Origin of the sequence: Enterobacter sp. Ap-1006 (genome assembly GCF_011752835.1) — a bacterium.
Taxonomy (GTDB): domain Bacteria; phylum Pseudomonadota; class Gammaproteobacteria; order Enterobacterales; family Enterobacteriaceae; genus Cedecea.
The window spans coordinates 1-17851 of record NZ_VWWU01000007.1; the positions used below are offsets into that span (position 1 = coordinate 1).

At 55.9% G+C, this 17851-nt stretch carries 15 protein-coding genes and 2 tRNA genes; 7 read left to right on the forward strand and 10 right to left on the reverse strand.

Features of this window, described 5'->3' with window-relative positions; genetic code table 11:
- The first annotated feature begins 30 nt into the window (after positions 1-30).
- From F3J28_RS19660 to F3J28_RS19690, 7 genes are all read left to right on the forward strand, one after another.
- Positions 31-107: transfer RNA gene (locus F3J28_RS19660), tRNA-Arg, on the forward strand.
- A 201-nt stretch (positions 108-308) separates the two neighbouring features.
- Positions 309-385, forward strand: a tRNA-Arg gene (locus tag F3J28_RS19665).
- 354 nt (positions 386-739) lie between these two features.
- Positions 740-1306 carry a fructose-1-phosphate/6-phosphogluconate phosphatase gene (gene yqaB / locus F3J28_RS19670; protein ID WP_166879002.1) on the forward strand — a complete coding sequence of 189 codons (567 nt, stop codon included), beginning with the start codon at positions 740-742 and terminating at the stop codon, positions 1304-1306.
- Entirely contained in the window at positions 1303-1731 is a 429-nt protein-coding gene (locus F3J28_RS19675; RefSeq protein ID WP_008458252.1) for a YqaA family protein, read from the forward strand. The genes yqaB and F3J28_RS19675 overlap by 4 nt, the downstream gene beginning before the upstream one ends.
- A gap of 76 nt (positions 1732-1807) precedes the next feature.
- Entirely contained in the window at positions 1808-3364 is a 1557-nt protein-coding gene (gene gshA, locus F3J28_RS19680) for a glutamate--cysteine ligase (RefSeq protein WP_166879005.1), read from the forward strand.
- Between the two features lie 156 nt (positions 3365-3520).
- The gene (gene luxS, locus F3J28_RS19685; protein ID WP_008458247.1) at positions 3521-4036 is read left to right on the forward strand and encodes an S-ribosylhomocysteine lyase; all 516 of its coding nucleotides are present in this window, start codon (positions 3521-3523) and stop codon (positions 4034-4036) included.
- Positions 4037-4125: 89 nt separating this feature from the next.
- Positions 4126-4890, forward strand: coding sequence for an AraC family transcriptional regulator (locus F3J28_RS19690; RefSeq protein WP_166879008.1), 765 nt, complete (start codon positions 4126-4128; stop codon positions 4888-4890).
- On the opposite strand, the gene leuA is transcribed toward F3J28_RS19690, so the two are convergent.
- The 10 genes from leuA to nrdF form a co-directional block, all read right to left on the reverse strand.
- Entirely contained in the window at positions 4887-6548 is a 1662-nt protein-coding gene (leuA, locus tag F3J28_RS19695; protein WP_166879011.1) for a 2-isopropylmalate synthase, read from the reverse strand. The genes F3J28_RS19690 and leuA overlap by 4 nt on opposite strands.
- Before the next feature lie 299 nt (positions 6549-6847).
- Positions 6848-8386 carry a multidrug efflux MFS transporter permease subunit EmrB gene (emrB, locus tag F3J28_RS19700; RefSeq protein ID WP_008458243.1) on the reverse strand — a complete coding sequence of 513 codons (1539 nt, stop codon included), beginning with the start codon at positions 8384-8386 and terminating at the stop codon, positions 6848-6850.
- Positions 8387-8401: 15 nt separating this feature from the next.
- The gene (gene emrA, locus F3J28_RS19705) at positions 8402-9574 is read right to left on the reverse strand and encodes a multidrug efflux MFS transporter periplasmic adaptor subunit EmrA (RefSeq protein ID WP_008458242.1); all 1173 of its coding nucleotides are present in this window, start codon (positions 9572-9574) and stop codon (positions 8402-8404) included.
- Between the two features lie 135 nt (positions 9575-9709).
- Positions 9710-10240 carry a transcriptional repressor MprA gene (gene mprA, locus F3J28_RS19710; protein WP_008458241.1) on the reverse strand — a complete coding sequence of 177 codons (531 nt, stop codon included), beginning with the start codon at positions 10238-10240 and terminating at the stop codon, positions 9710-9712.
- Positions 10241-10685: 445 nt separating this feature from the next.
- Entirely contained in the window at positions 10686-11864 is a 1179-nt protein-coding gene (locus tag F3J28_RS19715) for an MFS transporter (RefSeq protein WP_008458239.1), read from the reverse strand.
- Positions 11865-12072: 208 nt separating this feature from the next.
- The gene (proX, locus tag F3J28_RS19720) at positions 12073-13065 is read right to left on the reverse strand and encodes a glycine betaine/L-proline ABC transporter substrate-binding protein ProX (RefSeq protein WP_008458237.1); all 993 of its coding nucleotides are present in this window, start codon (positions 13063-13065) and stop codon (positions 12073-12075) included.
- A 55-nt stretch (positions 13066-13120) separates the two neighbouring features.
- On the reverse strand, positions 13121-14200 hold the full coding sequence (gene proW, locus F3J28_RS19725) for a glycine betaine/L-proline ABC transporter permease ProW (protein WP_166879014.1): 1080 nt from the start codon (positions 14198-14200) through the stop codon (positions 13121-13123).
- Positions 14197-15396 carry a glycine betaine/L-proline ABC transporter ATP-binding protein ProV gene (gene proV, locus F3J28_RS19730; RefSeq protein WP_008458231.1) on the reverse strand — a complete coding sequence of 400 codons (1200 nt, stop codon included), beginning with the start codon at positions 15394-15396 and terminating at the stop codon, positions 14197-14199. Before proV ends, proW begins: the two co-directional genes overlap by 4 nt.
- A 255-nt stretch (positions 15397-15651) precedes the next feature.
- A complete protein-coding gene (locus tag F3J28_RS19735) occupies positions 15652-16842 on the reverse strand; it encodes an alginate lyase family protein (protein WP_166879017.1) in 1191 nt (396 codons plus the stop codon).
- A gap of 34 nt (positions 16843-16876) precedes the next feature.
- Complete coding sequence (gene nrdF / locus F3J28_RS19740; RefSeq protein WP_166879019.1) at positions 16877-17839, reverse strand: class 1b ribonucleoside-diphosphate reductase subunit beta; 963 nt, start codon at positions 17837-17839, stop codon at positions 16877-16879.
- Between the last annotated feature and the right edge of the window lie 12 nt (positions 17840-17851).

The following is a 17851-nucleotide window of genomic DNA, read 5'->3' on the forward strand; positions in this document are numbered from 1 at the left end:
TGAGTCAGCAGTAAAAGCAGTAATCCCGATGCATCCGTAGCTCAGCTGGATAGAGTACTCGGCTACGAACCGAGCGGTCGGAGGTTCGAATCCTCCCGGATGCACCATATTCTTCCTCATCATTAGCGATGACGGTGTGAAAGAGAAAGTTACTTTCTCCGCCAACACAAGGGAGGATAACGTTGCTTCAGCAACGGCCCTTTAGGGCGAGCCTTCGGTGAGTCATCCTCCCGGATGCACCATTCTTCTCCGGTATTGCCTGAGAGTGTAGGTAGTACTGAGTCAGCAGTAAAAGCAGTAATCCCGATGCATCCGTAGCTCAGCTGGATAGAGTACTCGGCTACGAACCGAGCGGTCGGAGGTTCGAATCCTCCCGGATGCACCATATTCTTCCTCATCATTAGCAATGACGGTGTGAAAGAGAAAGTCAATTTCTCCGCCAGCACCAGGGAGGATAACGTTGCTTCAGCAACGGCCCTTTAGGGCGAGCCTTCGGTGAGTCATCCTCCCGGATGCACCATATTCTTCCTCATCATTAGCGATGACGGTGTGAAAGAGAAAGTTAATTTCCCACCAGCACGACTCACCCCTTCAAACTTCGTTTAAATTCCCCTGTTACAAACATACCGTTCAGCTTTTCATACTCCTTATTCGCAATACCGCCACTACCCGCAGACAGCGACAATTTCAGCCATTTACGCTAAAGTACCGCCTCGACATTCAGTGAAGTGAGGGTGAGATGTACGATCGCTATGACGGTTTAATCTTTGATATGGACGGCACGATCCTTGATACGGAGCCGACTCACCGTAAAGCCTGGCATGAAACCCTTGGCCGCTATGGCATGAGCTTCGACGAGCAGGCGATGGTTGCCCTGAATGGCGCGCCAAGCTGGAAAATTGCTGCTGCAATTATCGAAAGCCACAATGCCGATCTCGATCCCCACAGTCTGGCGGCTGAAAAAACTGTTGCCGTTCGAGCCATGCTACTTGATACCGTGCGTCCGCTGCCGCTGATTGAAGTGGTGAAAGCCTGGCATGGCCGCCGTCCGATGTCGGTCGGTACAGGTAGCGAAAGCGATATTGCAGAAGCGCTGCTTAAGCATCTTGGTTTACGTCAGTATTTTGCAGCGGTCGTGGCAGCAGATCATGTTAAACACCATAAGCCAGCACCTGATACCTTCTTACGCTGCGCCGAACTGATGGGCGTGGCGCCGGGAAAATGTGTGGTATTTGAAGATGCTGATTTTGGTCTTCAGGCGGCGCGCAGCGCGGGAATGGATGTTGTGGACGTGCGCCTACTGTGAGCGACACGCTATCGCTCCTTTCATTGTTCACCAGCAGTTTCCTGAGCGCGACGCTGCTGCCGGGGAGCTCAGAAGCGGTACTTGTGGCGCTTCTGGTTGCCGGTAGCGGCCCGGTATCGGTTCTTGTGATAATAGCAACAATCGGTAATAGCCTTGGCGGTATGACTAACGTTATTCTGGGGCGCTTTTTCCCGCAGCGTATACAATCGCGCTGGCAGGGAAAAGCGACCGACTGGTTGACTCGTTTTGGCCCAGCGACGTTGTTACTGAGCTGGATGCCGCTGATAGGCGATCTGTTATGCCTGCTGGCCGGGTGGTTACGCCTGAGCTGGGGGCCGGTGATATTCTTTTTATGCCTTGGCAAAGCGCTACGCTACATCGTTGTCGCGGCTGCAACGGTACAAGGCATGGCGTGGTGGCACTAATTGCGTGGGATGAGTCTTCATCACCGGCGAAAACAATTATGCTTATTAAAATAAATTCGACAGGCGGGAGGTCAATTTGATCCCGGACGTATCACAGGCTTTGGCCTGGCTGGAAAAACACCCTGAAGCAGTAAAAGGCATTTGCCGTGGTCTTGAGCGTGAAACGCTGCGCGTGACGCCAGAAGGCGATTTAGCCACCACCGGGCATCCTGAAAGCCTTGGCTCAGCGTTTACACATAAATGGATTACCACGGACTTCGCCGAAGCCCTCCTGGAATTTATTACCCCGGTTGATGGTGACATTGACCATATGCTGACCTTCCTGCGTGACATTCATCGCCACACGGCGCGTGAACTGGGCGAGGAACGTATGTGGCCGCTAAGTATGCCGTGTTACATCGACGACGGTCAGAACATCGAGCTGGCCCAGTACGGTTCTTCTAATGCGGGGCGCTTTAAAACGCTGTACCGTGAAGGGCTGAAAAATCGTTATGGCGCGCTGATGCAGACCATCTCCGGCGTGCATTACAATTTCTCCCTGCCGATGGCTTTCTGGCAGGCAAAATGCGGCGTACAGGATGCAGAAAGTGGTAAAGAGGCCATTTCTGCCGGTTATTTCCGCCTGATCCGCAACTATTACCGCTTTGGTTGGGTTATCCCTTATTTGTTCGGTGCTTCTCCGGCTATTTGCTCTTCATTCCTGCAGGGCAAAGAGAGCGCGTTGCCGTTTGAGAAAACCGAATGCGGCATGTATTACCTGCCGTATGCCACGTCATTACGCCTGAGCGATCTGGGTTACACCAACAAGTCGCAGAGCAATCTGGGCATTACCTTCAACGATCTGAACACCTATGTCGATGCGCTGAAGCGGGCGATTAAAACCCCGTCAGAAGAGTACGCTCAGATTGGTTTGATGAAGGACGGCAAACACCTGCAACTCAACACCAACGTGCTGCAAATTGAAAACGAACTCTATGCGCCGATTCGTCCAAAGCGCGTGACGCGTGATGGAGAATCGCCGTCGGATGCGCTGCTGCGCGGCGGCATCGAGTATATCGAAGTGCGTTCGCTGGATATCAACCCGTTCTCGCCAATCGGCGTGGATGAGCAGCAGGTTCGCTTCCTCGACCTGTTTATGATTTGGTGCGTACTGGCGGATGCGCCGGAGATGAGCAGCGACGAACTGCTGTGCACCCGTACCAACTGGAACCGCGTGATTCTGGAAGGTCGTAAGCCTGGGCTTACCCTGGGTATGGGCTGTGAAACGGCTCAGCACCCGCTGTCAAAAGTAGGCAAAGATCTGTTCACCGATTTACGCCGCGTGGCGGAAACGCTGGACGGTATGACCGACAGCCAGGAATACCAGCAAGTATGTGACCAGCTGGTCGCCAGCTTTGACGATCCGGAGTTAACGTATTCAGCCCGTATTTTACGTTCTATGATTGATAACGGGATTGGCGGCACCGGCCTTGCGCTGGCCGAACAATATCGTCAGATGCTGATTCAGGAGCCGTTGGAAATTTTAACTGCGGATGCCCTGCAGAAAGAGCATGATGCTTCATGGCAGCGTCAGCGGGATATTGAGGCGGCGGATACGGAGTCGTTCGATAGCTTTCTGGCGAAGAAGGCCTGACAGAAAAGAAAAAGGCCACATACTTGTGGCCAAATATTCATCTCTGAATAACAGGGATGATGATAACAAATGCGCGTCTTTCATATACTCAGACTCGCGTGCGTAAAAATAGTTTCAATTATTTTTAAAAAAAATCATTTTATCGGAGGTGACCAGATGCCGTTGTTGGATAGCTTCACAGTCGACCATACTCGTATGGGTGCGCCTGCAGTCCGTGTAGCCAAAACTATGCACACGCCACACGGTGACACCATTACGGTGTTTGACCTGCGCTTTTGTGTCCCAAACAAGGAAGTGATGCCGGAAAAAGGGATCCATACTCTGGAGCACCTGTTCGCCGGTTTTATGCGTGACCACCTGAACGGGAACGGGGTAGAGATCATCGATATCTCCCCAATGGGCTGCCGCACAGGGTTCTACATGAGCCTGATCGGTGTCCCGGCAGAGCAGCGCGTGGCGGATGCCTGGAAAGCGGCGATGCAGGACGTGCTGAAAGTGAAAGAGCAAAACCAGATCCCAGAGCTGAACGTTTACCAGTGCGGGACGTATCAGATGCACTCTCTGCAGGAAGCGCAGGATATCGCGCGCCACATCATTGAGCATGGCGTCAGCGTCAACAGCAATGATGAGCTGGCTCTGCCGAAAGAGAAGCTGCAGGAGCTGCACATCTAGTTTTGTGCACACAGTAAAAAGGAGCCATATGGCTCCTTTTTTTACGCCTGCGGTATGCTATCGTCATCTTTTTGCTCACGAAACGAACTATGTCCACCAGCCTGAAATTCAGTTTTGCCACGCGGCCGCTGGTTCCTTTTGCCCATGATTACAGCCATGGTGCCTCGGAGCCCTGGCACAGTCACGACTGCGCGCAGCTGCTGCATACGCTGAGCGGCGTTGTGCGCGTCGAAACCGGGCAGGGGATTTGGGTGGTTCCGCCGGGGCGCGGCGTCTGGTTACCCGCTGGCACTCAGCACCGCCTGCAAATCATCGGCCACGTAGCGGCGCGCACATTGTTTATTGATCCGTTTGCCCGGGCTGACTTACCGTCGGTTTGCCAGGTCGTGCAGATATCCACTTTACTGCGCGAGCTGATTATCTGCTCGCTCCAGTTACCGGAAGCTTACCCGGCGGGAAGTCGGGCAGAGCGAATTTACGAGCTTATCCTCGATGAGATTCGGGGCACCGCCGCGCTGCCGTTTAATCTTCCCGAGCCGCAGTCACCGGGGCTACTGGCGCTGTGTCGCCAGATTCAGGCGGAACCCGGTCAGCCCTGGACAAACGCGCTGGCCGCTGAACGGCTTAACGTCAGTGAGAGAACCTTGCTGCGCCATTTTCGTCAGCAAACGGGTCTGGCGTTTAGCGAATGGCTGCGCAGGGCAAGGCTGATGGCGGCGCTTGAGCGCCTTGCCCAGGGGCAGTCCGTGCTGCGCGTTGCGCTGGATCTGGGGTATGAAAGCCACAGCGCCTTCAGCGCTATGTTTCGGCGAACGCTCGGCGTTTCACCGAGCGAATACTTCTTCTCTGATTAACCCTCGGGCAGCGCGTTTAACAGCGCCTGGAGCGACGCGCGCGAGACATCATTATCAATGCCGGTTCCCCAGCGGCTCACGCCTTCCCTGAAGGTGCAGCGGATATAAGCGGCCGAGCGGCTTTCGCTGTGCCTGCCGAGCGTATGCTCATGATAATCCTCAATAGAAAATACCAGGTTAAAACGAGATTTCAGGGCATCGGCTGCGGCGGAAAGTAAACCGTTGCCTTTGCCCTGCAGAGCGATAACGCCGCCGTGCGTCTGAACGTGGGCCCACAGACGGAGTGAACCATCGGCCTGGCTCTCCGTCCGGTAATCCAGCAGCTGACGCGGGGCGGATTGATGCGGGCCGTAAAGTGTGCGGAACAGCTGCCACAGGGCGCTCAGCGTCATCTCGTTGCCCTCCCTGTCGGTTTGCGCCTGGACGTGGCGACTAAAGTCCTGCTGTAAACCGCGCGGCAGCACCAGGCCGTGGTTTTGCTCCAGCATCCAGGCGGCACCGCTTTTCCCGGACTGGCTGTTGACGCGGATCACCGCTTCATAGCTGCAGCCAATGTCGTTCGGATCAACGGGCAGATAGGGCATTTCCCACCGCGCTGAGCTGGACTCGCCCCGCGCGGTAAAACCTTTCTTAATGGCATCCTGATGCGATCCGGAAAAAGCGGTAAAAGCGAGCTTCCCGGCGTAAGGATGGCGAGGATGCACCGGTAACTGATTGCATTGCTCGACCAGTTCCACCACCTGCTTCATATCGCTGAAGTCCAGCTGCGGCGAAATCCCCTGGCTATAAAGATTCATCGCCAGCGTGACCAGGCAGACGTTCCCGGTGCGCTCCCCGTTGCCAAACAGGCAGCCTTCCACCCGATCCGCACCGGCGAGGATGGCGAGTTCGGCGCTGGCCACGCCGCTACCGCGATCGTTATGGGGATGTACGCTGATGCACACCGCATCGCGGCGGGAGAAGTGGCGGCAGAAATACTCAATCTGATCGGCATAAACGTTGGGCGTGTTCACCTCCACGGTGGCGGGCAAATTGATAATCATTGGCCGCTCGGGAGACGGCTCCCAGACATCCGCCACCGCCTCGCAAATTTGCAGGGCGAATTCCGGTTCGGTGAAGCAAAAAGTTTCCGGGGAGTATTCATAGCGCCATTGCGTCTGTGGGTTAGCCTTGCACAGCGCCCGCACCTGGCGGGTGGCGTTGACCGCCAGCTGAACGATCTCTTCTTTGCTCTGGCGGAAAACCAGCCTGCGGAACAGCGGGGCGGTGGCGTTGTACAGATGCACCGTGGCGCTGTGTACGCCTGCCAGGGATGCAAAGGTGCGTTCAATCAGGTCGCTACGTGCCTGGGTGAGGACCTGAATGGTGACATCTTCAGGAATCCGATTTTCTTCAATCAGCTGGCGCACAAACTGAAAATCCGTTTCTGAGGCGGCAGGGAAGGCGACCTCGATCTCTTTGAAGCCGCACTTAAGCAGTAAATCCCAGAAGCGCAGCTTGCGGGCAACGTCCATCGGTTCAGCCAGCGCCTGATTGCCGTCGCGCAGGTCAGTGGAAAGCCAGCGTGGAGCGTGCGTCAGGGTTTTATCCGGCCACTGGCGATCGGGCAACTGAATCGGCGCATGGGCGAGGTATTTTTGCGATGGGTTGGTCAGCATCAGGTTTCTCCAGGTCAGGTGGTCTGTTTATCCTGGCGAATAATTTCTGCAGGGGCTGGCGCAAAGCTGACAACCTGTGTGGTGAAACCGCCAGATTCAGGCAAAGAAAAAGGAGCCCGAAGGCTCCTAAGGCTGCTGACAAAGAAGGAAAAAGCGTGGTTTTTCCCTCTCTGTGGTTATCAGCCGAAAATCAATAAATTGATTTTCCTGTTTTTTTTAACGAGCAGTCTGGTATTTCTTCTCTCGCCAGAGGTTTGTCCGCTGTCTGAGGAGCCCGAAGGCTCCTTTAGGGAGGAATGTCAGTGTGCGCCACCGCCGCCACCGCCCGCCCCGAAAGGCGGTTTGGCAAACCATACCAGCCCGAGAAGCAGAATAAATACCCCTGCCGAGAACCAGAAAATCTCGTTGGCGGAGATGATCAGCCCCTGGTTGGTGATCTGCTGGGCGATGTAGCCGGAAGCCTGTTGGTGCGACATGCCCAAGCCCTGAAGCTGGTTGTAGGTTTCAACCGAGTTCGGGTTATACGGCGTGACAGACTCCGTTAGCTGCGCATGGTGCAGCGACTCGCGGTTCGTCCACAGCGTGGTGGTTATCGACGTCCCAATCGAACCCGCCAGCGTACGGGTAAAGTTCGACAGGCTCGACGCCGCGGCAAGGCGCTCCGGCGGCAGGCCAGACAGGGTAATCGTGGTCAGCGGCATGAAGAAACACGCCACCGCAAAGCCCTGAATAAACTGCGGCCAGGCCGACGCGGCGAAGTCCATCCCCGGCTCAAAGGTATACGCGCGCCAGTAGAAGCACACCGCATACATAATGAAGCTGAAGGTGACCAGACGGCGCATATCGAGCTTGTGCGCGAAGCGGCCGATAATCGGCGACAGCAGCACCGGGATGACCCCCACCGGCGCGGACGCAAGCCCGGCCCAGGTCGCGGTATAGCCATACACTTCCTGCAACAGCTGAGGCAGCAGGACAATCGCGCCGAAGTAAAGCATGTAGGCGAGACTGATACACAGGCAGCCGATGGTAAAGTTTCGCGACTTAAACAGCGACAGGTCGACTATCGGATTATCATCGGTCAGCTCCCAGACAATCAGGAAGCTGATGGTGACCACCGCAATTACCGTCAACACGATGATTTCCGTCGAGTTAAACCAGTCCAGCTCTTTACCCCGGTCGAGCATAATCTGCAGACTACCGATCCCCAGCACCAGCAAGGCCAGCCCTACGCCATCGATGCGGCGCTGCTCGGTACGAGTTTCGCGGCCTCGCAGGGCCTGCAGGCCCATCAGCACCACGACGATACCAATCGGCACGTTGATGAAGAAGATCCAGCCCCAGTGATAGTTGTCGCTAATATAGCCGCCCAGAATCGGGCCGCAAATCGGCGCCACGATCACCGTCATCGACCACAGCGCCAGCGCAATGCTGCGCTTGGCGGGCGGGTAGTTGCTCAGCAACAGGCTCTGGGACAGCGGAATCAGCGGCCCGGCAACGATCCCCTGGATAACGCGGAAGAAGATCAGCATCGTCAGGCTGTTCGACATGCCGCACGCCCAGGAGGCGATAGCAAACAGCACGGTCGACCACAGGAAAAGCCTCACTTCCCCGAAGCGTTTTGCCAGCCAGCCGGTGATCGGGATTGAGATGGCGTTTGCCACCCCAAATGAGGTGATAACCCACGTCCCCTGGCTCAGGGATGAGCCCAGGTTACCGGCAATCGTCGGGATAGCCACGTTAGCGATGGTGGAGTCCAGCACCTGCATAAAGGTCGCCAGCGACAGGGCGATGGTCATAATGACCAGCTGGGCGCCTTCTAGCGGTTTTTGTTGTGCCATACACCCTCCGCTTTATTAACCCGCATTGGCCTGAATAATCTGGTCAATAAGCTGGTTAGCCGGCGTCAGATTCAGCTCACGCGCGTTACTTTCGTAAACCGGCGTGGTGCGGGTCTGAGAGGACAGTACGCTCCCGTCGCGGTTGCTGGTATCCACATTCACCAGCGTGGACAGGCCGATCCGCAGCGGATGCTGTTCAACCTGTTTGGCGTCCAGTTCAATACGAACCGGCAGGCGCTGAACCACTTTGATCCAGTTCCCGGTGGCGTTCTGCGCTGGCAGCAGCGAGAAGGCGCTGCCGGTGCCCATATCCAGGCCGACAACTTTCCCGGTGTACTTCACGTCGTCGCCGTAGATATCGCTGACGATGGTGGCCGACTGGCCAATGCGCATATGCGCCAGCTGGGTTTCTTTAAAGTTAGCGTCAACCCACATACCGCTGGCCGGTACGATGGCCATCAGCGCCGTGGACGGGCTAATTTGGGCGCCAACCTGCACGGCACGGCGGGAAACATAGCCGGTCATTGGGCTGACGATGGTGGTACGCTGCAGCGCCATCCAGCTGTTACGCACTTCGGTCGCCGCCTGTTGAACCGCAGGCTGCTCTTCCAGTTTGGTGCCGAGAATCATGGCCTGGTTAGCATTGTATTGCTGCACGGCCACATCCAACTGAGCCTGAGCGCTGGTGACGGCATCCCGGGCGTGCTGCAGTTCTTCGCGGCCAATCAGGTTGGCGCTGCCCAGCGGAATACGGCGGTTCAGGTCGCTTTGCGCCTGCGCCAGAGCCGTTTTCTGCAGTTCGATATTGGCCTGATACTGCTTGCTGTTGATCATCAGCTGGCGAGTCTGCCGCACGCTGGAGGCCAGTTGGGTTTTTGCCTTCTCGAACGCCTGCTCAGCGTCGGCACGGTCGAGGCTGACCAGTACATCACCCTGTTTAACAAAATCGGTATTGTCCGCCCAGACTTTGGTGACGCTACCGGAGACCTGGGCCATGATCTGCACCTGGTTGCCTGCCACATAAGCATCATCGGTCTCTTCAAAGTGACGCAGCACCAAAAACCAATAGATTCCATATGCCACAGCAATAATGACAAAGAGCAAGGTCAACAAGATCAGGGCGCTTTTACGTTTCCCCTTCTTGTTAGCCGGTTGCTGCGGGGCTTGAGTCTCCGCATTTGCGCTCATGCTAATCTCCACCTGGTTATTATTATTTCCGGTCAGCTGAGCCGACCTGTTAGACCTGACAGGCCAGCAAGGAGATTGCTGGCCTGAGAGTTGTTTTGAAATCGGATTGTTGTCAGACGTACAGACGGTAAAAGCTTAGCTCAGAGCTTCAAGGATCACTTTGTCCTCTTCCATCTGGTCGAGACGGTTGAGCAGCTTACGGGTGATTGTTTCCAGCTGTGTTTTTTCGTCAGCATCCAGAGCGGACCACAGTTGATGCAGGCAGTTATGCTGCGGTGGCAGGACCTGTCTCAGGAATTCATGACCTTTTTCGGTCAAATGCAGATGCAGGCAGCGGCGGTCATTGTCGCTTTCACGGCGCTCAATCCAGCCGCGTTTTTCCAGCTCATCGGCAATACGCGTGGCGTTGGTGCGGGATGAACCCAGCGCGCAGCTCAGCTCAGAAGGCTGGATGCTGTGATTTTCCTGGGACTCAAGGGTAATGAGTGCCATGAATAATGTCTCGTTGATCCCCTGCGCCTTCAGCATCTTATTGCGGTTTTCCAGCAGTTTACCCTGCATGTGCATACAAAGACGCGTCAACAGAACTTCCTGGTACGGGAACTCCTGGTAACGTTTGGCGCGGAACTTCAGCATTTGTTCTATGGGCGTGAACGAACTATCCATTTTGGCATAACCTCATTAGTTGCAGCCGATATAGTAACGATGGTGACAAATAAAGTAAATGTATTATTTATACGTTTGTATACGTTTATATACGTTTGGTTGTTGCCACCATCGGCGTAAACCACGCTAAGCCGTAGCCCAGAGTGCTAAGCAGCGTGGGGAGAGAAAATGGGTTTCGAGTGGTATAACGGCGTTTAACGGCAGCGAAGCCGGAGGCTTTGTGCCTTGAGGACAGGAGAAATGGTAATGGAAACTCTGCTTTCAGACTGAAGAACAATTCCGCCCCGTGGCGGTTGTCGGCTGAAACAGTTGCGGGTCTATCCATATAGGGTGTTAATAAATAACCTGCGTTAATGTCACTCGAATTAGTAAACGGGGACAACCTTAACAGACTGTCCCCGCCATTACATCTTCAATTTCCCTTACGGGAAGCGACAATATTGCGCTAATCGGCCTGCCGCTGGTATCCGCGCCACCACACTACCAAATTTAGTAGGGCGACGCTGGCGCCGGCAATGCACACCCCGTTCCAGCCGGCATGTTGGTAAGCGCTCGCTGAAATCAAAGAACCCGCCGCGCCGCCGATGAAGTAGCTGGTCATGTACCCGGCGGTCAGTCGGTTACGGGCTTCCGGCATCATGCGGTATATCAGGCTCTGGTTGGTGATGTGGACGCCCTGGACGGTGAGATCCAGCACCAGGATACCCACAATCAGGGCGAGGGCTGAGAACTGACCAAAAGCGATCGCGGCCCAGGAGAGCAGCAGCAGCAGCAGGCCAATAGTGGTGGTGTGGTGCCCCTTGCCTTTATCAACCAGGCCGCCTGCGGGGCGAGCGCCGAGCGCGCCAGCGGCTCCCGCAAGGCCGAACAGGCCGATAACCCCTTCTGAATAGTTAAACGGCGGCGAAGCCAGCAGGAACGCCATCGACGTCCAGAGAATGCTGAAGTTGGCGAAGGTCAGGCAGCCCAGCAAGGCGCGGGTGCGCAGCAGGCTGTTTTTAATAAACAGGCTGAAGATTGAGGTCAGCAGTTGCGGGTAGTTGAGGTGGCTGTCCTGCTTCACCTGCGGCAGCCCGCGCCACAGGGCCAGCGCCATCAGCGCCATCAGCACGCTGGCAACCCAATAAACGGTGCGCCAGCCGCCAAGGCTTGCCAATAAACCCGCGACGGTTCGCGCCAGCAGAATCCCGAGCAGCAGCCCGCTCATGATAGTCCCGACAACCTTCCCGCGCTTTTCCGGTGCCGCGAGCGTCGCGGCAAACGGCACAAGAATCTGCGCGACCACGGAGAAGAGCCCGGTCAGCGCGGTGCCCAGAATCATCATCCACAGGGACTGGCTGGTGGCGGTGATCAGCATCCCACCGGCTGCCAGCAGCGTCATAAAGACGATCAGCCCCCGGCGCTCGAACATATCCCCAAGCGGCACCAGCAGCAACAGCCCTGCGGCATAGCCGAGCTGTGCAGTGGTAACGATAAATCCGGCCTGATTCACCGAGAGCGAAAAGGCGTTTGCGATGGTGTCGAGCAGCGGCTGCGCGTAGTAGTTGCTGGCAACCGCGAGGCCGGTCGCGACGGACATCAGGACGATCAGCGCCGGGCTGAGTCCGTGAGTATTGTTTTTCATTATTATCTTCAACTTGCCAAAGAGAGGTCTGAATAATAGCGAAAAATGATGACAGCAGAAGCGAAGGTGGGTGTCGGATCGTGCGGTTATTAACCCTCACCCCGGCCCTCTCCCTGGAAGGGAGAGGGAGAAAAGAAGGAGAAGAGAAAAGGTATTTGTCTGTTTATCCCCTCTCCCCTTTGGGGAGAGGGTCAGGGTGAGGGGCGGTTTATTTCGCCGCCAGTGCCTCTTTCACCCAGCCGTCAAACTGCGCCTGGTGCGCCTTAATCCAGCCGTCGACGTGGCCGTTAATGTCGGCCTCAGAAGACTTACCGTTATGCATCATCGCATTCTGGGCATTGATATCCGCCAGCGGCAATTTCATGACTGCAAACAGCTTCGCCGCCTGTGGGTTTTTCTCGGCCCAGGCCTTATTGGCAACAATGTGCATGGTGTTCACCGGGAAGCCGTAGTTCGCTCCGTTAGGCAGTTTAGTATCAATATCTTTCTGCTCGCCCGGCAGGGAAGAGAACGGCACCTGCAGCCACACCACGTCTTTGCCCGGCTTCAGCACATCGCTCACCCAGTACGGTGTCCAGGTGTAATACAGCACCGGCTTACCTTCTTTGAAGCGCGCGATAGTGTCGGCCATCATCGCCGAGTAGTTGCCGTGGTTCACGGTCACGGTATTCGCCAGCTTATAGGCTTCATTCTGGTGATTAATCACCGCCTCGCAGCCCCAGCCTGGCGTACAGCCCATCATGTCAGCTTTGCCGTCGCCGTTGCTGTCGAACAGTTTGGCGATTTTCGGATCTTTAAGCTGCTCGATATTGGTGATGTGGTACTGGTCAGCGGTTTTCTTATCAATAAGGTAGCCCTGAGCCGCGCCGGTCACGAAGGTGCCCTCCCGGTAGAATTTCTTGCTCCCGCCCGCAGCGGCGTACATATCATCATGCAGCGGCTGCCAGTTAACGGCGGTGAAGGTGGCGTCGCCGGAAGCGATGGAGGTGTAGCCTACGTTATAGTCCACCTCGCTTGGCTTATTCACGGTGTAGCCCATTTTCTCCAGCGCGCGGCTGACCAGCAGGGTCTGGAAGGTTTCTTCGGCGATGGTGCTCTGTACCGGCTGAACGGTAATGCCTTTGCCCGGCAGGTCTGCGGCAAAAGCGCTGGTGGTAACGAGTGTCGCAAGAGCTGTGGCTAAAATAGCGTTGTGTCGCATCGTTATTCCTTTTTAATGGTGATGGGGCGAGGGGCGGCCGAAGCCGCCGCCAGGCTTATTTCATGAAGGGACGGGTCACAAGACCCAGCGGGCCGGTGGTATACCAGCGGCGGTTGCCACGGGAGCGGGAATCGCGCCCAATGGACTGAGTCAGGCGGTCGAGAATAATGGCCAGGATCACGATCCCCACGCCACCGACCGTAGCCAGACCCATATCAAGGCGGCCAATGCCTCGCAGAACCATCTGGCCGAGCCCGCCCACGGCAATCATCGACGCGATAACCACCATCGACAGCGCCAGCATCAGCGTCTGGTTAACGCCGGCCATAATGGTTGGCATCGCCAGCGGAAGCTGCACTTTGAACAACATCTGGCGCGGGCTGGCACCGAATGAGCGCGCCGCTTCGACCAAATCTTCCGGCACCTGCTTAATGCCCAGGATAGTCAGGCGCACGATAGGCGGCAGAGCAAAGATAATCGTCACCACCACGCCAGGCACGTTGCCGATGCCGAACAGCATCACGATAGGCACCAGGTAAACAAACGCCGGAGTGGTCTGCATGGCATCCAGCAAGGGGCGAACGATTTTCGCCGCACGTTCGCTACGCGCCAGCCAAATCCCGAGAGGCAGGCCGAGCACCATACAAAACAGCAGGGCCGTCAGCACCAGCGCCAGGGTGACCATCGCCTGCGACCAGGCACCAATCGCGCCAATGGCGACCAGCGAAATCAGCGTGGCAACGCCCATGCCGAGGCTGGACATCTGCCAGGCAATAAGCGCAAAGACGATAATCGCGACCGGCGCGGGCATCCCCAAAAGCAGCTGCTGGAAGCCGCTGAGAATATAATCCACCGGCACGCGAATGCCCTGGAACACGGGGCGGAAATGGGTCACCACCCAGTCGATCCCCTCCGTCACCCAGCTGTCGAGAGGGATCAGCGTTTTGTGGAACGGATCCAGAATATTGAAATGTTCAGGCGCGGCTGCCGGGGCCGAATTCAGCCAGTCAGCGCCTCCGCTGGTGGCTGCATCCGACGCCGGAGCGCCCCATGCGTCTGCAGAACCTGTTGCCTGACTGGTTGCGGCGTCTGTTGCCGCGCTGCCGGTATCCCATGGATTCGTTGCGTCACTCATTGACTTGCCCCCTCACGATCTAATGCTTGCAGCAGCACCCCTTTTGAGATGATGCCCACGTACTGTCCCTCTTCGCTGACCACCGGCACCGCACACGGAGCCTGGCCGACATGAGAGAGCAGATCGCTCAGCGAGGTTTCGGCGGAAACCGCCTCCGGGGAAGCCAGGAACGCATGGTCCAGACCTTCGCCCGCCGCCAGTGCCGCTTTTAGCGAATCGGTGGAGACGATGCCAAGGAATTTTTGTCCGCGCTCAATGACATAGCCATATTCGCGGTCGTCATCCTGCAGCAGTTTCAGCGCCGAACGAGGGCCAAAGCCGCTGGTTTTACGCAGTAACCCAGCCGGGCTGCGGCGGGCAATATCTTTGGCGCTAAAGACCTGGCTAATGTCCACGCCGCGGAAGAAGGTGCGCACGTAATCGTTGGCCGGATTATTTAAGATTTCATCCGGCGTACCGACCTGCACCACTTCGCCGCCCTGCATAATGGCAATGCGATCGCCAATGCGCATGGCTTCGTCGAGATCGTGGGAAATAAACACGATGGTGCGCTGATGTTTTGCCTGCAGCTTAATTAATTCGTCCTGCATTTCGGTCCGAATTAAGGGGTCAAGCGCGGAGAAGGCTTCATCCATAAGTAATATGTCTGGATTTATGGCCAGCGCACGGGCCAGACCTACGCGCTGACGCATCCCGCCGGACAATTCATCGGGGTAAGCATGGGCATAATTCTCAAGTCCGACCTGACGTAGCGCATCCAGCGCTTTTTCATGCCGTTCTTTGACCGGAATTCCCGCAAGCTCCATACCGAAAGCGGCATTATTTAACACCGTCATATGCGGCATTAAAGCAAAGGACTGGAAGACCATTGCAATCTTTTTTTTGCGCACCTCGCGGAGTTCTGAGTCTGATATTTTGGCAATATCAATGCCGTCAATCAGTACCTGTCCACGGGTGGGTTCAATCAGGCGATTGAGAAGGCGAACCATGGTGGATTTTCCTGAGCCGGACAACCCCATGATGACAAAAATCTCGCCTTCTTCAATGGCCAGACTGGCGTCTTTTACGCCAAGCGACAGACCCGTTTTTTCCAGTAATTCACTCTTGGAAATACCCTTCTCAATGTATTTGAACGCGCGCTGTGGATGTTCGCCAAATACTTTATATAAATTCTTCACTTCTAATTTAATTGCCATGCAATAAACGGCTTCCTGTATTTAATTTATTTATAGATGATTCCTGATGGAAATAATGACCGGTATATACCCTAACATACTAAGAATCTGAGGCAACCCTCGATTCTGTGATGTCAAAATATCCGCGCGATGAATGTGGGAGAAATTTCCCATGAGCACTGGCCTGAGAGGGAATAAGTGCGGTGGAATATTTTTTGTCAATGAGGTGAATATTCAGCCTGAATTTGGGTGATTCAGGCTGAAATGACAGACGTATTACGGCTGAGCAATTAAATTAATGACGGCAGTTTTATTCCGGTTAAGCAGCCATTGGGCTTTGTCTTTAAATGTATTATTTTCCCGCCAGGCATGTGCGGCGGTCACCATATTTTCCAGCGCCTCATCGGGCTTGAACGGCTCGATATTGGGGTACGGCCACGGGGTTTGGCTATCGACAAACTGGGTGATGTACAGGTAGCCATTTTGCAGGCTGTGTTCACCGCTTTTGGCCTGCCAGACGTTGACCCCAACTTTTTCACCCAACAGCCCTAACGGGTTCCAGGCATCGAGAATAAAGTTGCTGTAGTGCCAGGAACGCGTGCGCTCAATTTCCGTCACCGGCACGCCTTTGGCGTCAAACTGCACCGGAATGCGCTGGGTGGCAGAAATCAAACGCCGTTTGGCCGCGTCCTTATCCCCCAGCCACAGGGCAATCGCGGCGGCCTGAACGTCGTACCAGGTGCCATGGTTATTTTCAGCCGCAGCCTCTTTTTGGCCGTTTTCGCTGGTGGTCAGCCACTGGTAATAATCCCGATACCACTGCCTGAGCGAGCGCCAGGTTTTATCATCCAGCTTTCCGCCGTCGTGCAGCAGCTCAATGGCATCGATAAGCCGCACAAAGCCGCGTCCGTCGAGAATACCAGTGCCGCGCACGCCTTTTCTCCCGGGAATGGTTTGGGCGTGAGCGAGATTCGGCGTCATCCGGGTTTCCGGCGTGATAAACCAATTCACCAGCTGCTGACGGGCTTTTTCCGCGTAGGCATCTTTACCGGATAGCTGCCAGGCCAGCGCCAGATTCCATACGTCATCGGTCATGCTGTTCAGGCGGGCTTTATCGCTTTGCTTGCCGACGGCGACGGGATTGATCTGGCCATCTTTTCGCACCCACGGCAGGCCGTCGGGGCTTTTAGGATCGGGCCACCAGTAGTCAGAAAAGCTGTAATAGTCGTGAGGATCGCCTGCCGGTGCACCGGGGCTTTTTTGGGTGATGCTGTAGAGCGGATGAATTAGCGCCTGGTCGGCTTTATGCTTAAGGGCTTGCCAGGCGGGCATCAGGGCCGGGTTTTGCTGGCTAATCTCTTGCTTACTGTGCGCCAGCTGTGCCGTGTCCAGCAGCAGCGGGGCGCCAAAGGCTAACGGTGCGCTGCCGCAAAGCAGCGCCAAAACAGAACAACGAAATAACGACATAGGCCACCTCGCAAAATGCTCAGCGGCCAGATTACTAGAAATCCCAGTCCTCGTCCTCGGTTTCCACCGCCTTGCCCATCACGTAGGAGGAGCCTGAGCCGGAGAAAAAATCGTGGTTCTCATCGGCATTGGGGGACAGCGCCGCGAGAATGGCCGGGTTAACTTCCGCCATCTCCGCCGGGAACAGCGCCTGGTAGCCCAGGTTCATCAGCGCTTTATTGGCGTTGTAGCTCAGAAACGCCTTCACTTCGTCTTCCCAGCCCAGTTCACGGTAAAGCGTTTCGCTGTACGCCAGCTCGTTATCGTAGAGATCCATCAGCAGATCGAGGGCAAAGTTTTGCAGCTCGGTCTGTCGCTCGGGGCTCTGCTGCGCCAGCGCTTTCTGGTACTTGTAGCCGATGTAATAGCCGTGCACCGCCTCGTCGCGGATGATCAGCCGAATGAGATCGGCGGTGTTGGTCAGCTTGCCGCGGCTGGAGTAATACATCGGCAGCCAGAAGCCGGAGTAAAACAGGAAGGACTCGAGAAACACGCTGGCAATTTTCTTCTTCAGCGGGTCGTTATCCCGGTAATGGCCCAGAATAATCGAGGCTTTACGCTGCAGGGCTTCGTTCTGCTCGCTCCAGTCGTAGGCGGCGTCCACATCTTTGGTCTGGCAGAGCGTGGAAAATATCGAGCTGTAGGAACGGGCATGCACCGCTTCCATAAAGCTGATATTCGACATCACCGCCTCTTCGTGTGGCGTCAGCGAATCGGCCATCAGCGCGGGGGCACCCACGGTATTCTGAATAGTGTCCAACAGCGTCAGTCCGGTAAACACGCGGATAACGAGCTGCTGCTCCTGCTCGCTGAGCGATTGCCAGGCCGGAATATCATTAGAGAGCGGCACCTTCTCCGGCAGCCAGAAGTTACTGGTCAGGCGGTTCCAGACCTCGAGGTCTTTATCGTCCTCGATTTTGTTCCAGTTGATGGCGCTTACGCGCGTCAGTTGCGTCATTTTCTTTCCTTG

Bases quoted from the DNA above. Each gene is read 5' to 3' on its own strand.
- yqaB (WP_166879002.1), top strand. From the start codon at position 740: ATGTACGATCGCTATGACGGTTTAATCTTTGATATGGACGGCACGATC.
- luxS (WP_008458247.1), top strand. From the start codon at position 3,521: ATGCCGTTGTTGGATAGCTTCACAGTCGACCATACTCGTATGGGTGCG.
- F3J28_RS19690 (WP_166879008.1), top strand. From the start codon at position 4,126: ATGTCCACCAGCCTGAAATTCAGTTTTGCCACGCGGCCGCTGGTTCCT.
- leuA (WP_166879011.1), bottom strand. From the start codon at position 6,548: ATGCTGACCAACCCATCGCAAAAATACCTCGCCCATGCGCCGATTCAG.
- emrB (WP_008458243.1), bottom strand. From the start codon at position 8,386: ATGGCACAACAAAAACCGCTAGAAGGCGCCCAGCTGGTCATTATGACC.
- emrA (WP_008458242.1), bottom strand. From the start codon at position 9,574: ATGAGCGCAAATGCGGAGACTCAAGCCCCGCAGCAACCGGCTAACAAG.
- mprA (WP_008458241.1), bottom strand. From the start codon at position 10,240: ATGGATAGTTCGTTCACGCCCATAGAACAAATGCTGAAGTTCCGCGCC.
- F3J28_RS19715 (WP_008458239.1), bottom strand. From the start codon at position 11,864: ATGAAAAACAATACTCACGGACTCAGCCCGGCGCTGATCGTCCTGATG.
- proX (WP_008458237.1), bottom strand. From the start codon at position 13,065: ATGCGACACAACGCTATTTTAGCCACAGCTCTTGCGACACTCGTTACC.
- proW (WP_166879014.1), bottom strand. From the start codon at position 14,200: ATGAGTGACGCAACGAATCCATGGGATACCGGCAGCGCGGCAACAGAC.
- proV (WP_008458231.1), bottom strand. From the start codon at position 15,396: ATGGCAATTAAATTAGAAGTGAAGAATTTATATAAAGTATTTGGCGAA.
- F3J28_RS19735 (WP_166879017.1), bottom strand. From the start codon at position 16,842: ATGTCGTTATTTCGTTGTTCTGTTTTGGCGCTGCTTTGCGGCAGCGCA.
- nrdF (WP_166879019.1), bottom strand. From the start codon at position 17,839: ATGACGCAACTGACGCGCGTAAGCGCCATCAACTGGAACAAAATCGAG.